Source organism: Pseudomonas sp. NPDC089734 (assembly GCF_044748865.1).
GTDB lineage: Bacteria > Pseudomonadota > Gammaproteobacteria > Pseudomonadales > Pseudomonadaceae > Aquipseudomonas.
This window is the reverse complement of sequence record NZ_JBIVGV010000004.1, coordinates 285,970-299,565: the sequence shown is the minus strand read 5'-3', so window position 1 is coordinate 299,565 and position 13,596 is coordinate 285,970. Positions and strand designations below refer to the sequence as shown.

At 61.3% G+C, this 13,596-nt stretch carries 12 protein-coding genes; 10 read left to right on the top strand and 2 right to left on the bottom strand.

The annotated features are described in order from the left end of the window. Positions 1-20 precede the first annotated feature (20 nt). Positions 21-1,004, top strand: a complete 984-nt coding sequence (locus tag ACIPY9_RS07845; protein WP_400698978.1) for an MDR family oxidoreductase — start codon at positions 21-23, stop codon at positions 1,002-1,004. On the opposite strand, the gene ACIPY9_RS07840 is transcribed toward ACIPY9_RS07845, so the two are convergent. Together ACIPY9_RS07840 and ACIPY9_RS07835 are read right to left on the bottom strand one after the other, a co-directional pair. Next, a complete protein-coding gene (locus tag ACIPY9_RS07840) occupies positions 894-1,454 on the bottom strand; it encodes an RES family NAD+ phosphorylase (protein ID WP_400698975.1) in 561 nt (186 codons plus the stop codon). The genes ACIPY9_RS07845 and ACIPY9_RS07840 overlap by 111 nt on opposite strands. Continuing rightward, positions 1,454-1,909 carry an antitoxin Xre/MbcA/ParS toxin-binding domain-containing protein gene (locus ACIPY9_RS07835; protein ID WP_400698973.1) on the bottom strand — a complete coding sequence of 152 codons (456 nt, stop codon included), beginning with the start codon at positions 1,907-1,909 and terminating at the stop codon, positions 1,454-1,456. The genes ACIPY9_RS07840 and ACIPY9_RS07835 overlap by 1 nt, the downstream gene beginning before the upstream one ends. A 597-nt stretch (positions 1,910-2,506) precedes the next feature. Here ACIPY9_RS07835 and ACIPY9_RS07830 point away from each other — a divergent pair. The 9 genes from ACIPY9_RS07830 to ACIPY9_RS07790 are packed head-to-tail and all read left to right on the top strand — an operon-like array spanning position 2,507 to position 13,594. Further along, positions 2,507-2,899 carry a cupin domain-containing protein gene (locus ACIPY9_RS07830; protein ID WP_400698970.1) on the top strand — a complete coding sequence of 131 codons (393 nt, stop codon included), beginning with the start codon at positions 2,507-2,509 and terminating at the stop codon, positions 2,897-2,899. Continuing rightward, a complete protein-coding gene (locus ACIPY9_RS07825; RefSeq protein WP_400698967.1) occupies positions 2,892-4,391 on the top strand; it encodes a methionine--tRNA ligase in 1,500 nt (499 codons plus the stop codon). The genes ACIPY9_RS07830 and ACIPY9_RS07825 overlap by 8 nt, the downstream gene beginning before the upstream one ends. A gap of 14 nt (positions 4,392-4,405) precedes the next feature. Beyond that, a complete protein-coding gene (locus tag ACIPY9_RS07820; RefSeq protein WP_400698964.1) occupies positions 4,406-5,554 on the top strand; it encodes an NAD(P)/FAD-dependent oxidoreductase in 1,149 nt (382 codons plus the stop codon). Further along, a complete protein-coding gene (locus ACIPY9_RS07815; RefSeq protein WP_400698961.1) occupies positions 5,551-6,531 on the top strand; it encodes an ABC transporter substrate-binding protein in 981 nt (326 codons plus the stop codon). Before ACIPY9_RS07820 ends, ACIPY9_RS07815 begins: the two co-directional genes overlap by 4 nt. 56 nt (positions 6,532-6,587) lie before the next feature. Then, positions 6,588-7,904: a SidA/IucD/PvdA family monooxygenase gene (locus ACIPY9_RS07810; RefSeq protein WP_400698959.1), complete on the top strand. Its 1,317-nt coding sequence runs from the start codon at positions 6,588-6,590 to the stop codon at positions 7,902-7,904. A gap of 10 nt (positions 7,905-7,914) precedes the next feature. After that, positions 7,915-9,924, top strand: a complete 2,010-nt coding sequence (sbnB, locus tag ACIPY9_RS07805; protein WP_400698956.1) for a 2,3-diaminopropionate biosynthesis protein SbnB — start codon at positions 7,915-7,917, stop codon at positions 9,922-9,924. A gap of 5 nt (positions 9,925-9,929) precedes the next feature. Further along, positions 9,930-11,714: an FAD/NAD(P)-binding protein gene (locus tag ACIPY9_RS07800; protein WP_400698954.1), complete on the top strand. Its 1,785-nt coding sequence runs from the start codon at positions 9,930-9,932 to the stop codon at positions 11,712-11,714. A gap of 49 nt (positions 11,715-11,763) precedes the next feature. After that, complete coding sequence (locus tag ACIPY9_RS07795; RefSeq protein WP_400698951.1) at positions 11,764-12,408, top strand: LysE family transporter; 645 nt, start codon at positions 11,764-11,766, stop codon at positions 12,406-12,408. A gap of 31 nt (positions 12,409-12,439) precedes the next feature. Continuing rightward, positions 12,440-13,594, top strand: a complete 1,155-nt coding sequence (locus ACIPY9_RS07790; RefSeq protein ID WP_400698948.1) for an iron-containing alcohol dehydrogenase — start codon at positions 12,440-12,442, stop codon at positions 13,592-13,594. Positions 13,595-13,596: the final 2 nt, after the last annotated feature.

Genomic DNA, 13,596 nt, shown 5'->3' with positions numbered 1-13,596 from the left:
GGTCTAAATTGGAGGTTTCCATGTTCAAAGGCATTTTGATCAACAAGGACGACAAGGGCTATCACGCCAGCCTGTCGGACATCGATGACACACACCTTCCGCCGGGCGATGTCACGGTTCGAGTCTCCAGCAGCACCCTCAATTACAAGGATGCCCTGGCAATCACGGGGGCAGGCCCGGTCGTGCGCAGTTTTCCCATGGTGCCGGGGATCGACTTGGTCGGGACAGTCGAAAGCAGCGATACACCGGAATTCAAGGTAGGCGATCAGGTGTTGCTCAATGGCTGGGGTGTCGGAGAGGGGCACTGGGGTGGTCTGGCTGAAAAGGCCCGGCTGAAAGGTCAATGGCTGATTCCGCTGCCTGAAGCGTTCACGCCGACCCAGGCCATGGCCATCGGGACGGCGGGATATACCGCAATGCTGGCGGTCATCGCCTTGCAGAAACATGGCGTGACGCCCGACAGCGGTGATGTCCTGGTCACCGGTGCCAATGGCGGTGTGGGCAGTTTTGCGGTCGCCCTGCTGGCAAGGCTCGGTTATCGGGTCGTGGCCTCTACCGGCCGCCCGGCGGAGAGTGATTACCTGAAACAACTGGGCGCGGCGCAGATCATCGATCGGGCCAGTTTGTCCGAGCCGGGGCGGCCGCTGGCGAAGGAACAATGGGCTGCTGCCATCGACTCGGTCGGTAGCCATACGCTGGCCAACGTCTGCGCGGGTATTCGTTACCGGGGTATCGTGGCAGCCTGCGGTCTGGCGCAGGGCATGGAGTTTCCGGGCTCCGTTGCACCTTTCATTCTGCGAGGCGTGACACTGGCCGGTATCGACAGCGTCACCCGGCCTCGCGAGGACCGCCTGGAGGCCTGGGCACAGCTGGCCCGTGACCTGGATGTATCGCTATTGCCACTGATCAGCCGCGAGATTGGCTTGAGCGAAGTCATCGATATCGCACCGCAGTTGATTGCCGGGCAGGTGCGTGGTCGCGTGGTGGTCGATATCCGTCGTTGAGTGCGGGGCCGTCAGGGAGAAATCCATGACGGCCAGTATCTCGATTCGCTCAGCGGCGGGATGCAACGGGTTGACCATGATGTGACGAGCCTGGGGCAGTACCGAGGACGGCACGATCAGTCCCAGTTGCTGCCCTTGTCTGAGCCAGGCAGTGCCGAAGTCCATGCTGCGGATATCGGCCGGCTTGCGGGCCCAGCCGTCACCGAGCAGGTTCACATCGGCCTCTTGATAGAGCTCCGGCTCGTCCGGCAGCCTTATCTGCACAAGCTTCAATGCAAAGCGCGGGACTTCGGTGCAATGAGTGAAGGTTTCCAGTGCACAGATCGCCGGGGTCATGCCGACGTAAAGCGCCTTGTGCTTCATGTGATTCCAGCGCCCGCCAAACAGTGCCGCGCCCTGGCCGCTCAGGTCTGTGGCAAATCGTGCCGCCGTGATTCTCCAGACTTCCATCAAACGACCCCGCCATGGGCAATGGCGGCGAGGAGCCTGCGGACCTGCATCGCGCCGATCTCGGTTTCACAGCGATACAGAGGGCATTGCTGATCCAGGGCTGCATTGGCTGTCAGCATCCAGTGACGGGCAAGCTCCGGTGTCTCGAAAAGCTCCATGGCCTGGGTGGCAATCATCGCAATCCGGTCAAGACGCTCCGAAGCGACCGTGTCCAGAGGCTGTTGCTGACGCTGGCGGCGCTCCAGGGTGGAGGTCGATGCATTGAGCAGTCTTTCAAGCTGCTCGCTGCTGAGCCGGAAAGCCTCGCGTATCGAGCGTATCCAGCCGGGGGCAAAGCCTGACTGGATATTCATCAGGCGCTCGCTTTCGGTACGTTTACCGACCTGATTGGCAATGAGCCAGAATTCGGCACCGTACTCGGCGTCTCGGAGGGTGGGAGCAGATGGGGTGGACATTGAAATGCCTGTCTTGTGACGTGAGAAACATTCAAAAACCTATCTCACCCAGCCCATTCCTCAAGTTGAAAGTTGTTACGGCGGGTTGCCCGAAGGGCAGTCACAGAGGCACCAGGGCCGAAGCTTCGGGAGCAAAAAAAAGCCATCGCACTGATGTGAGATGGCTTAAAGATCTAACCAAAGGAGTGATGAAGTAGAGCAGGTAGCCAGGCCTGCGACGCGGATTCGCAGGCCCATTCACGTGTTCAGTCATCGCGGCAACGGTAACACCCATCCGACACAATCCATTATCAGCATCGGTGATAGTGACTATCATTACGCACTGCTTGCATGCTCAAGACCCTGCCACGCTTTCCATTCAAGCGTTTTCCTACGGAAGTTGAAGGCAGTTCCAGCTGCCTTGCTTCTAATGTTCCGACGCGAAAAAGCGAAGTTCCGATAGCGCCCATCGCCCAGGTCAGGCGCTGCACAGCGCTGGTCGTTCGTCATTTTCCATCTAAAGAATCGATTTCTGCTCCCTGACTTATCCAGCGTCCGGATAGCCAGGAATTTTCGCCATATTCATGCTTTGCCCGTCTACAACGCACGGGTTTGAGCATGGAAAAGTTCGAGATTCACCGTAAGACCAACTTTGATGGCCTGGTTCACGAGTACGGGCTCGATGGCAGTCGTCTACTGCCATGGGAAGGCTATCCGATGCCGTTTGCCGGTGGCTGGTGCGTCGTGAGGCCCGGCACGAGCAGTGAAGCCCACACTCAGATCGATCAGGAAATCTTCATCGCCATCAAGGGGCGTTCCCGCCTGGTGGTCGGTGAGCGTGAGATGGAGTTTGCCGTCGGGGACATCGCGGCGATTCCCAAACACACCAACCATTACGTCATCAATGATTCCGATGAGGACTTTCATTTCTACGTGGTCTGGTGGGACATGAATTACGTGAGTGCCTTTGTCGAGCAACACAACGAAACGACAGGGTGCCTCAATGACTAAGTACATCGTGACCATCACGCCGCCGACCCCCAACGGCGACCTGCACATCGGGCATATTGCCGGTCCTTTCCTGGCGGCCGATGTCTTCACCCGCGTTCAACGCCAGCGTGGCCACGACTGTGTACTGGTTTCCTACTCCGACGATTACCAGTCCTACATGCTGCGCAAAGGCCTGGAGTCGGGAGTCGATCCTGTGGAACTGGCCAACCGCAATTCCGACCGGATAGAAGCTTCGCTCGCAGCAATCAATATCAAGCCTGACAACTGGATGCGGCCTTACGACAACCCCTGGTTCGCCCAGGCCGTCAGCGAGGTATTCGGCAAGGTCCGCAAGTCAGGCTATATCGAGTTTCGCGATTCGCAGGAGCCGTATTGCCCGGATTGTCGCGTATGGGGCTATGAAGCCTTTGCCCGGGGCAACTGCAATTACTGCGGGGCCGAGTCCGATGCCAGTCAGTGCGAGAACTGTGCGCAGGCACCGGATGCCGAACGGATGACCGATCTGCACTGCAAACTGTGCAGGAAGCCTTCGCAGTGGAAAGGCACGCATCGCGCCTTCATGAAGCTGGCAGCCTTCAAGCCCGTCCTGCGCGACAGGCTGCTGGGCCGCCAATGGCGCAAGCCGCTGGACAACTGGCTGCGCGACACCCTGGAGCATCTGCATGACTGGGGCGTGACACGCCCGGAAGACGGCGGGCTGGACCTTGAAACCGACGGTTCCTGCCGCGTGCACACCTGGTTCATGGGGCTGGCGGGTTACATGGCGGCTTTCCGTGAGTATGCCGATCGCGTTGGCCGCCCCGAGCTGTTTCGCCAGTACTGGCAGTCGGGGCAGGGGACGCTGGTGCATTTTCTGGGGTTCGACTGTGTATTCAGCCACGCCATTGTCTATCCGGCCCAGTTGGCGACCCTGGATGACATCAGGGTCAACCAGCGTTTCATGCCGAACCAGTTTCTCAAGCTTGACGGCCTGAACCTTTCGACCAGCCGCAACCATGCCATCTGGGTGGGGGACCTGGCCCGTGAAGCCTGCGCAGACAGCGCGCGCCTGTACCTGGCCAGCATCGCTCCGGAAGAAAGCGAAGGCGATTTCCGTCTGGCGCACTTCCTGGCATGGCGTCAGGGGGTATTCAACGAATTCTTCCCGGCCCTGCTGGACGCGGGACAACGCTGCGACGACTGCTGGTGGAGCGGGATCTGCGGGCAGGACGCGGGGCTGCTGGAGGCCTTGCGTCTTTCATGGAGCAAGGCGTCGGACCCCGGGCATTTCTCCATGAAGGGGATGGCCCGGGTGCTGCTGGATGTGATTGCCATCACCCGTACCCGACTTGCCGAAGGGCGTCCGGTCATTCACCTGGCCGCGTTCATCGCGGTGATCGGCAAGTCACTGATCCCCGACATGTCGGCACGCCTGATCACGGCATTCGGGCTGCCCGAAGCGCGGGTCAATGCCACGGTCATGTCTGGCTCGGCCGCTGAATACTCCATCTGAACAGGAACATTTCGATGTTCATCGATTATGAAGTCGCCGTCATTGGCGCCGGTATCGTGGGCGCGAGCATTGCCGCGAAACTGAGCAGCACCGGTATATCCGTGGCGCTGATCGACAAAGGTGCGGCGGGTGCCCTGGGGGCCAGCGGCTACTCCGGCGGGCTGGTGCGTCTGTACGACACCGACCCCTTGCTGATGGAGCTGGCGGCCTACTCCATCGGTTTGATGGAAGAGGGCATCTTTGCCACCACCTATTCCAGCTCGTTGCGCCGTACCGGAATGATCTACCGCACGGCTCCCGATCAACTGGAAAACATCTGGAGCGCGATCAGGCAACACGCCAGGGTGCGCTATCCCATGCACCTGATCGGTACGGACGAACTCGACGGCGTGCATTATCCGCACGGCCAGGGCGAAGCGCGGATCAACCTGTTCGAGCCTCGGGCCTGCGTGGGCAATGTGCGTCAGGCGGTGGCCCTGCTGAGCAATGTGGTTCGCCAATACGGGCTGTTGCTGGAGCACTGCGAGGTCAAGTCCATCGACTGCCGGTCCAGCCATGATGTCCGTATCGAGCTGGGCAGTGCGACCTTGCGTTGCCGGGCGGTCGTCGTGGCGGCCGGGGCCTGGAGTCAACGCCTGTTGCCCGAAATGGATTTCGGGCTCGAAACCCGCTCGATCCCCCTGGCACGGGTCATGACCGAAAGCACCTGGCCGATGCCGGTCATCGATGCGGTCACCCAGACTTACGGAATTCCCCTGACGCGCGCTATCGTCCAGACCGGTTGTGGCTTGCGGGACAGCGGCGCATGGCCCGAAAGCCTGGAGCAGCCCGATGAGCGTCATGCCAGGGATGCGGGGCAGCGTGTGGCGCAATTGTCGACATCTGTCTCCGATGGCGAGGTCTGCGTACTGGATGTACTGCCGGGCTTTGACAGCTACAGCCCCGATTGCCGGCCGCTGGTGGGATTTTGCGACCCACACAGTCCGGTGTACATGGCGACCGGGATGTCCGGGCTTGGTTTCAAGTTCGCGCCGGGCATTGCGCAGATTGCCTTTGATCAGTTGCGCTGCCATCTGGCGGGTCAGGAGCCGAACCGTGACTGGGCGGCCCTGTCTCCAGAGCGCAGCCGGGGTCAGGCTGCCAGTCCGGGGGTACAACCATGACGGCATTACCGAAACCGCGTGCATTGCGGGTCGGCGTCAGTGCGTTATTCAACCCTGAGGACACGCCTCACGCCCGAACCTTTCTCAGGGCTCTGGCGGTTGCCCGTAACTTCATTCCGGGGCTGGCCAGGGTGGAGTGGCACTTTCTCGACGATGGGGCCGACGCCAGGCGAGGGGCCGAGGTGGCGCGGCAGATGATCGAATGGGACGCGGACCTGGTGGTCGGGCATTTCTCTTCCGATGCGGCCGTGAGTGCGGCGGCGCTCTATCGCCAGGCAGGCATTGCCTTGCTGACCCCGGCCGCCACCATCGACTGCCTGACGCTCGAGCATCACAACGCCTTTCGCTTTTGTCCGTCGGACCGACAACTGGCCGGGGACCTGCTGGCATGGCTGAAAGCCCGTCAATGGCACACCCTGCACATTGACGCCGATGACAGCGCTCATGGTCAGGCCCTGGCCCAGGCCATTGCCCGGGCTGCGACACATGCGGGGTTGCATCGGGTCTTCGAGCGCGAGCAGTCACAGGTCGAAGTGTTTGCCGGTCGCCTACAGGCCAGCCGCGAACATTGGCAGGCAAGACGCCAGGCCGGCAGCACCAGGCCTCTGGTGCTGACCGACGATGCGGCATCGCCCTATCTGGGCGTCGCTGCGGCGCAGGATTGCAATACCTATGTCGTCGGCTTCGGCGTGGCCTGTGGCGATACCGAGACCTCGCAGTGCCCTGGTCACGTACTCCACCAAATGCTGTTCGGCGCAAGGCCGGAAACCTACTACCGCGAAAGCATGCTGATGTTTTACGTGTTGTCGGTACTGGCCAACAACACATGGCGCAAGTCGGAACTCTTGAATGCCCTGAACAGCACCTCGTTCAACACCCCACTGGGCCTTGTCAGCTTCGATCAAGGCGAGTGCCGAGGGGCATTCAACCGTGTCTGGAGGCTGGGCGAGAGAGGGCTCGTACCGGTCATTGAGTAACGCAACACCTTTATCTGCCTACAGCCATTCATTCCCGTTCTAAGGAAGGTTATTTCATGGGTAACTTAGCACCGCACACGATGGATACCGATGCTGTCTGCATCGGTTTTGGGCCCGCCGGCATTGCACTTTCCTGTGTATTCGAGGACGCACGGGAAGAGGGCGGTTCCTTGTCGACGCTTGATGTCCGTTATCTGGAAGCCGCAGAGGACACGCAATGGCACCGCGAACTTCTGCTGTCGGGCACGGATATCAATCACCATGTCTTTCGTGATCTGGTCACACCGCGCAATCCCCGCAGCCGTTTTTCGTTCGCCATGTACCTCAAGAGTCAGGGGCGCATGTTCGACTTCGGCCTGCTGGGGCGTCCGGCCAGTCGTCATGAGTGGTCGGACTATGTCGGCTGGGTATCCCGGCAAGTGGACCGGCACACACACTTCAATGCCCCGGTCACTGAAATCCTGCCTGTGATCCGCGACGGGCGTCTGTGCGCGGTTCAGGTCAAGACCCCAGACGCCAGTTTCAATACACGCAATCTCGTGCTGTCCAGTGGCAGCGCACCCAGAGTGCCTGTGGAGTTTCAGGCGCTACTGAGCCCGACCCTGTTCCACACCTCGCAATTCCTGACACGACTCAACGCCCTGGGTGACAGCCTGCCCAAACGCTGGCTGGTGCTGGGCTCCGGACAGAGTGCCAGTGAGTCGGTACTGGAGTTGATCGGGCGTGACAGGAACATCGAGGTGCATTCGGTGCACCGCTCGGCAGGTTTCAAGTTGACGCAACTGGGCCAGTTTCCCAACCGGGTGTTCGCGCCGGACCATGTGGATTACTTCCACAGCCTGAATCATGCCGCTCGCCATCGCTTTCTGGACTGGAGCCGTTCCACCAACTACGCCGGCATCGACCCGGACGAAAGCCAGAAGCTGTTTTCGCTGATCTATGAGGACGCCATTGCCGGTCGCAAGCGTTTGCAGACCTATGCCTACCAGGTCGTTTCTCAGGTCGAGAAGACCGAGGACGGTTACCGGGTGGTCCTGACCGACACCTTCAGCCAGCGCACCCAGACACTCGACGTGGACGTGATCGTGCTGGGGACGGGCTATCAGCAATACCTGATTCCGCCGCTGCTGAGCAATCTGCAGCCATGGCTCAAGGCGGACATTGATGGCGGTCTGGTCATCGACCGGGACTACAACGTCGCGACCCGGGGCGAGTGCGATGTCAGCGTCTGGGTCAACGGGTTGTCCGAGCGCAGCCATGGCATCAGTGACAGTCAGTCGTTCTCCCTGATGGCGTTGCGAGCCGAACGTATCGCCCATGCACTCGAGCACAGCCTCAACACCCCGATCGATGCTCCGCTTCTGACACAGTGAAGTGAACCTCATGTACGACACTCTTTCCGATATCGTTCACGACCAGACTTTTCTCAAGGTCTCGGGCGTCGGACAGGACTTTTTCCTGAAAATGGAATCGCTCAACCCGGCCGGTTCAATCAAGCTCAAGACTGCCATCGGCCTGGTGGACGATCTGCAAGGCCGTGGCCTGATCGGTCCGGACACCATCCTGATCGAGTCATCCTCGGGCAACCTGGGCGTGGCTCTGGCGATGATCTGTGCCGAACGCGGGATCAGGTTCACCTGCGTGGTCGATCCCAACAGCTCCAGTCACAACATCCGCATGATGCGCACCTATGGCGCCGAAGTGATCCAGGTCGATACACCGGATGCCAACGGCGGCTTTCTGGGAACGCGCATTGCCCTGATCCGGGACAAGCTCAGCAGCGATCCGCGCTATGTGTGGCTCAACCAGTATGAAAACGCGGCCAACCCGCGAGCCCATGCACGGACGACCGCCCGTTCGATCGCCCGGCACTTCGGGCATGTGGATTATCTGTTCGTCGGCGCCGGAACGACCGGTACCCTGATGGGCTGCGTGCAGTATTTCCAGCGGCATCATCCGACCACCCGGATCATCGCCGTGGACAGCGTCGGATCGGTGACTTTCAACACCCCGGCCAGCCGGCGTTTCATTCCGGGGCTCGGTACCAGTCAGAAACCGCCGATCTTCAGTGCCGAAGGCATTCACGCCCTGGAAATGGTGCCGGAATCGCGCACCGTGGCCATGTGTCGTGTACTGGCACGTACCAAGGGGCTGCTGGTCGGCGGCTCCACAGCCACGGTGATTGCCGCCGTGCATGCCTGGCGTGAACGGATCGAACCCGGTGCGGTGGTGGTGGCCCTGTCGCCGGACTGGGGAGAGCGTTATCTGGACACGCTTTATGACGATCAATGGGTCGAGCAGCGCTTTGGCCGTGAAGTGCTGGACATGACCCTGGCCGACATGCCGATCGTGCCCGAGTGGACCACCTGGCTGGCGGCCGAGCGACTGCGCCAGACGCCTTTTCATGTGGTGGATGGCGAGGCGGTGTCCCGGATTCTGGCGACCGACCCGCAAGCCTGCATCGATGATGTGCGGCGTGCCTACCTGGAACATGAGGCGGGACGCTCCATCAACCCGGACAGTTACTTCCTGCGTTTTCCCCAGGCACCGGCCAACCGCATCATCGCCTTGCCGGCCAGCCTGTCAGGTGATCAGCCGGTCAGTGGCATCAAATGGATTTCCAGTTTCCCCGGCAATATCGAATCGGGGTTGCAGCGCGCCTCGGCGGTGTTGATTCTCAACGATCCGCTGACCGGTTATGCCTTCGCCTGCCTGGAAGCTTCACGCATCAGCGCCATGCGCACAGCGGCGTCGGCTGTGCTGGGGGCACGCTGGCTGAACCGGCAACAGCGCAGTGTCCGTCGAATCGCCTTTATCGGCGCGGGTTTCATTGCCCGCACGATTCTGGACATGTTTGTCAGCGATGGCTGGGAAATGGCCGAGATCAGCGTGTTCGACAAACATGTCGAGTCTGCGCTGGCACTGATCGAGCATGCCTCGACCCGCCATCAACTGAACAGTCATCCCGCGGACCTGGAAAGCTGTCTGCAGGCCGATGTGGTGGTGTTCGCCACCACCGCGCCAAGTCCCTATATCGAGGATTATCCGCTCCGCCTTGGGCAGATCATTCTCAATATCTCGCTGCGTGACCTCGGCCCGCAGATCATTGCCCAGGCCGACAATATCCTCGATGACGTCGAGCATTGCCTCAAGGCCCAGACCTCCGTGCACCTTGCGGTGCAGCAGTATCAGGACTGCTCGTTCATCACCGGCACCCTGGCGCAATTGATGCTGGGCCAGATCGAACTGAACCCCGACCGGCCGGTGATCTTTTCGCCCTTTGGCCTCGGGGTGCTGGATCTGGCGGTGGGGCAGCGGGTTTATCGTCAGGCAATCGACGAATGCTCGGCCACGTCTGTGCCCCGTTTCTTTTTCGAATCGAACCGGTGGTGATGCCCATGCAGTCTTTATCCATTGATTGCCGTGCAGACAGCCTTCCGGGCGATGAACCTGAAACACGCAAGGTCGCCCTGATCGGCATGGGCTCCAGAGGGCTGAGCATTCTGGAACAGTTGATCGGCATGACCCGCCAGGACCCGGCGCAGCACTGGCTGATCGAACTCTTCGACCCCCGGACACCCGGCAGCGGCCTGCACGGTATTGAACAGCCGGACTATCTGATGCTCAACACCATGGCCGGCCAGCTCTCGGCGTTTTCAAGCGCGTTTCCGGTCTGTGAGCCGGCGGGCATGACCTTCCTGCAATGGTGTACAGCACAGGGTGTGCACCTGGATGAGCGGGGACATACCTGTGACAGAGGACGTGGGCGTCCGGTTGCGTTTGGCGATTTCGTGCCGCGAAAGTTGCTCGGGCTCTACTTGCAGGACAGCTATCGCGTTCTGCTTGAGCAGTGTCCGGCCCATGTTCAGGTCCGCCATTACGCTGAAGAGGTCATCCGTTGCGAGGCATTGCCAGACGGTCCGGGCTTCAGGTTGCGAACCTCTTGTGGCCGACAGCTCACGACCGAGGCGGTGTTTCTCACCACTGGCCATGTCCGGCAGACCGAACCGGAAGTCGTCGGTGAGCGTGTGGCCATCGAGGGGCTGGGGCTTACCGCCATGGATACCGTGGCAGCCCTGACTCAGGGGCGAGGCGGGCGGTATGTACCTGCCGACGGGGTAGCCGGCTGGCGCTACATGCCGTCAGGGCGTGAGCCGAAGATCTACCTGTTTTCCCGCTCAGGGCTGGCATTTCACGCCCGGCCACAGGGCGAGCCCGGTACAGAGCCGATCTTGCCTCGGCTGTTTTTCACGGCGGAGGCCATTGCGGCCTTGCGGCGACAGCGCGCGAACGGGCAACTGGATTTTGAGCACGACATTCTGCCGCTGATCGAGGACGAAATGCGCGGGGTGTTCTATCAGGCCAGGGTTCGTCTGGAAGCGCCTCGGCAACTGGCGGGCATTCAGCAATGGCTTCGCGAGGCGAATGACCCTCTGGCCCGACAGGCACTCTTTTCCCGGCTTGCCGGGCAATGGGGGCTGTTCGAGCCGGGGCAATGGCTGGTCACCCAGCGCTGGCACGGCAATCCCGAGGATTACAGTCGCTGGTTCCGTGAGTGGATCGAGCATGACCTGGCGCTCAGTCGTCGAGGCACTGCACGTAGCCCGCTCAAGCAGGCCCTGGAGGTCTGGCGCGATTACCGCGACCTGTTGCGCATGCTGGTTGACCGCAAGGGCCTGACGGAACGCTCGACGCAAGCGTTCTATGGCACCTGGGCGGCGCTCTCCAACCGTCTGGTCGGCGGCCCGCAAAAGGAGCGTCATGAAGACCTGCTGGCATTGATCGACGCGGGAGTCGTCACGGTTCTACCGCCCATGGACCGAGCAAGCGATTCGGACCTCGTGTTCGACAGCGTGATCCAGGCCCGTGTCCCCCGTAGCGGCCTGTTGCACAACGATCAGCCCCTTGTCCGGGACTTGCAGCGCCAGGGGATGGTGCGTGCGGCCCATGCCTGTCCCGCCGACGGCATTGAGACGGACAGCGTCGGGCGGGCGCTGGGCGCTGACGGCAAGGTGCAGCACAGGCTCTGGGTGCTGGGGCCTGCCGTCGAAGGCTGCACGTTCTACAACCACTACGCCCCGACGCCAGACCCGGCCTGCCGGGCGCTGATCGAAGCGCGCCGGGCGGTCGAGTCGTGCATGAGCGCTTTAGGCACGAAGAAAACAGCGGCCGTCCGGCCTTAACGAAAAACCGAAACCTCCATCACTCATTGAATTGAAAGGATATCTCTCCATGTACGAGATCACGTTGTTGACTGCGCTTGCCGGTGCTTTCATCGTTTTGATCATCAGCCCTGGCCCGAATTTTCTGGTCATTACGCAACTGTCGTTCAGCCAGTCCCGACAACAGGGTATCTGTGCCGGTCTGGGCGTCGCCTCGGGCAGTATCATCTGGGCCTTGCTGGCAGCCACCAGTCTGGGGCTGATCTTTCAGCAACTGCCCTGGTTGCAACCGGCCTTGCAATTGCTCGGTGGAACCTACCTGACCTGGCTGGGCAGCAAGAGCCTGCGCAGTGCGGGCAATCAACCCGCGCCCCGGGACATCCAGTCCCTGGGAATCGGCAGCCTGGGGCGTGCCTACCGTTTCGGGCTGTTGACCAACATGACCAACCCCAAGGCGCTGGCGTTCTACACCAGCGTATTCACGACCGTCACCACGCCGGGCATGCCGATGTGGGTGCGCACGGCCGGTGTCTCGATCATTGCGGTCCTGGCCATTTCCTGGTTCGTACTGCTGGCGACCCTGTTTTCGATTCCGGCCGTTCAACAGCGCTATCAGCGGATGAAGAAAGCCATCGACATCATCACCGGCCTGTTCATGGTTGCGTTCGGCTTGCGCCTGCTGATCGGCTTGCTGCCAGCCGGCCTTGTCAACTGAACCTCTCCCGCATTCATGAAGGAATAGACACATGCAGACGAACGACTGGAACTACCCTACGGCGATGCGAGTAGGGGCAGGGCGTGTCAGGGAACTGGCCGAGGCGTGTCGGGTGACGGGGATCAAGCGCCCGCTGCTGATTACCGACACGTTTCTGGGCAGCACCGACATGATCCACCGTGCCGTGGCCGATTGCCGGGAGGCGCTGGGGCATTGCGGGCTGTTCGACCAGGTGAAGGGCAACCCTACCGGCGGCAATGTCGCCCAGGGGCTGGAGGCCTACAAGGCAGGCGATCATGACGGCGTCATCGCCTTTGGCGGGGGCTCCGCACTCGATGCCGCCAAGGCGGTGGCCCTGATGGCGGGGCAGTCCCGCCCGCTCTGGGACTTCGAGGACAAGGACCAGAACCACCTGCGGGTCGATCCTCTGGGCATTGCTCCGGTGATTGCCTTGCCCACCACGGCCGGTACGGGATCGGAGGTCGGGCGGGCCTCGGTGATCACCGATGAGGAGGCACGTGTCAAACGCACCATCCTGCATATCCGGATGATGCCGCGCATTGCCATTCTGGATGCCAATCTGACCCTGGACCTGCCCACTCACCTGACCGCCGCGACGGGGGCCGATGCGCTGACCCATTGCATGGAGGCGTACTGTTCGCCGGTCTATCATCCGCTGGCCGAAGCCGCTGCGGTCAAGGGCATGCAGTTGATCAAGCACTACCTGCCCAGGGTCGTGGCCGACGGTCAGGATCTTGAAGCCCGTCAGCACATGCTGGTGGCTTCCAGCCTGGGCGCCGCAGCCTTTCAGCGGGGGCTGGGAGGCGTGCATGCCATCGCGCAGACGCTGGGGGCGTTGTACGACCAGCATCATGGTCTGCTCAATGCGATTCTGTTGCCTTATGTGCTGAAAGCCAACGAATCGGCACTGGTCCGGCAGATGGACGATCTGGCGGTGGATCTGCGTTTGCCCACGCCGGGCTTCCGAGGTGTCATGGAGTGGGTGTTGCAGCTGCGTGAGCAGATCGGCATTCCGCATACGCTCGGTGCCATTGGTATCGATGAGGGGGATGCGGAACTGATCGGTCGCATGTCTTTCGAGGATGGTTGCTCGCACACCAACCCGATTCGTCACTCGGCGCAGGTCTACTCGCAGATTTTCAGCCACGCAGTCAGGGGGCTCTAGAT

Excerpts from the sequence above, each read along its gene's own strand:
- ACIPY9_RS07845 (WP_400698978.1), top strand. The coding sequence starts at position 21 with ATGTTCAAAGGCATTTTGATCAACAAGGACGACAAGGGCTATCACGCC.
- ACIPY9_RS07840 (WP_400698975.1), bottom strand. The coding sequence starts at position 1,454 with ATGGAAGTCTGGAGAATCACGGCGGCACGATTTGCCACAGACCTGAGC.
- ACIPY9_RS07835 (WP_400698973.1), bottom strand. The coding sequence starts at position 1,909 with ATGTCCACCCCATCTGCTCCCACCCTCCGAGACGCCGAGTACGGTGCC.
- ACIPY9_RS07830 (WP_400698970.1), top strand. The coding sequence starts at position 2,507 with ATGGAAAAGTTCGAGATTCACCGTAAGACCAACTTTGATGGCCTGGTT.
- ACIPY9_RS07825 (WP_400698967.1), top strand. The coding sequence starts at position 2,892 with ATGACTAAGTACATCGTGACCATCACGCCGCCGACCCCCAACGGCGAC.
- ACIPY9_RS07820 (WP_400698964.1), top strand. The coding sequence starts at position 4,406 with ATGTTCATCGATTATGAAGTCGCCGTCATTGGCGCCGGTATCGTGGGC.
- ACIPY9_RS07815 (WP_400698961.1), top strand. The coding sequence starts at position 5,551 with ATGACGGCATTACCGAAACCGCGTGCATTGCGGGTCGGCGTCAGTGCG.
- ACIPY9_RS07810 (WP_400698959.1), top strand. The coding sequence starts at position 6,588 with ATGGGTAACTTAGCACCGCACACGATGGATACCGATGCTGTCTGCATC.
- sbnB (WP_400698956.1), top strand. The coding sequence starts at position 7,915 with ATGTACGACACTCTTTCCGATATCGTTCACGACCAGACTTTTCTCAAG.
- ACIPY9_RS07800 (WP_400698954.1), top strand. The coding sequence starts at position 9,930 with ATGCAGTCTTTATCCATTGATTGCCGTGCAGACAGCCTTCCGGGCGAT.
- ACIPY9_RS07795 (WP_400698951.1), top strand. The coding sequence starts at position 11,764 with ATGTACGAGATCACGTTGTTGACTGCGCTTGCCGGTGCTTTCATCGTT.
- ACIPY9_RS07790 (WP_400698948.1), top strand. The coding sequence starts at position 12,440 with ATGCAGACGAACGACTGGAACTACCCTACGGCGATGCGAGTAGGGGCA.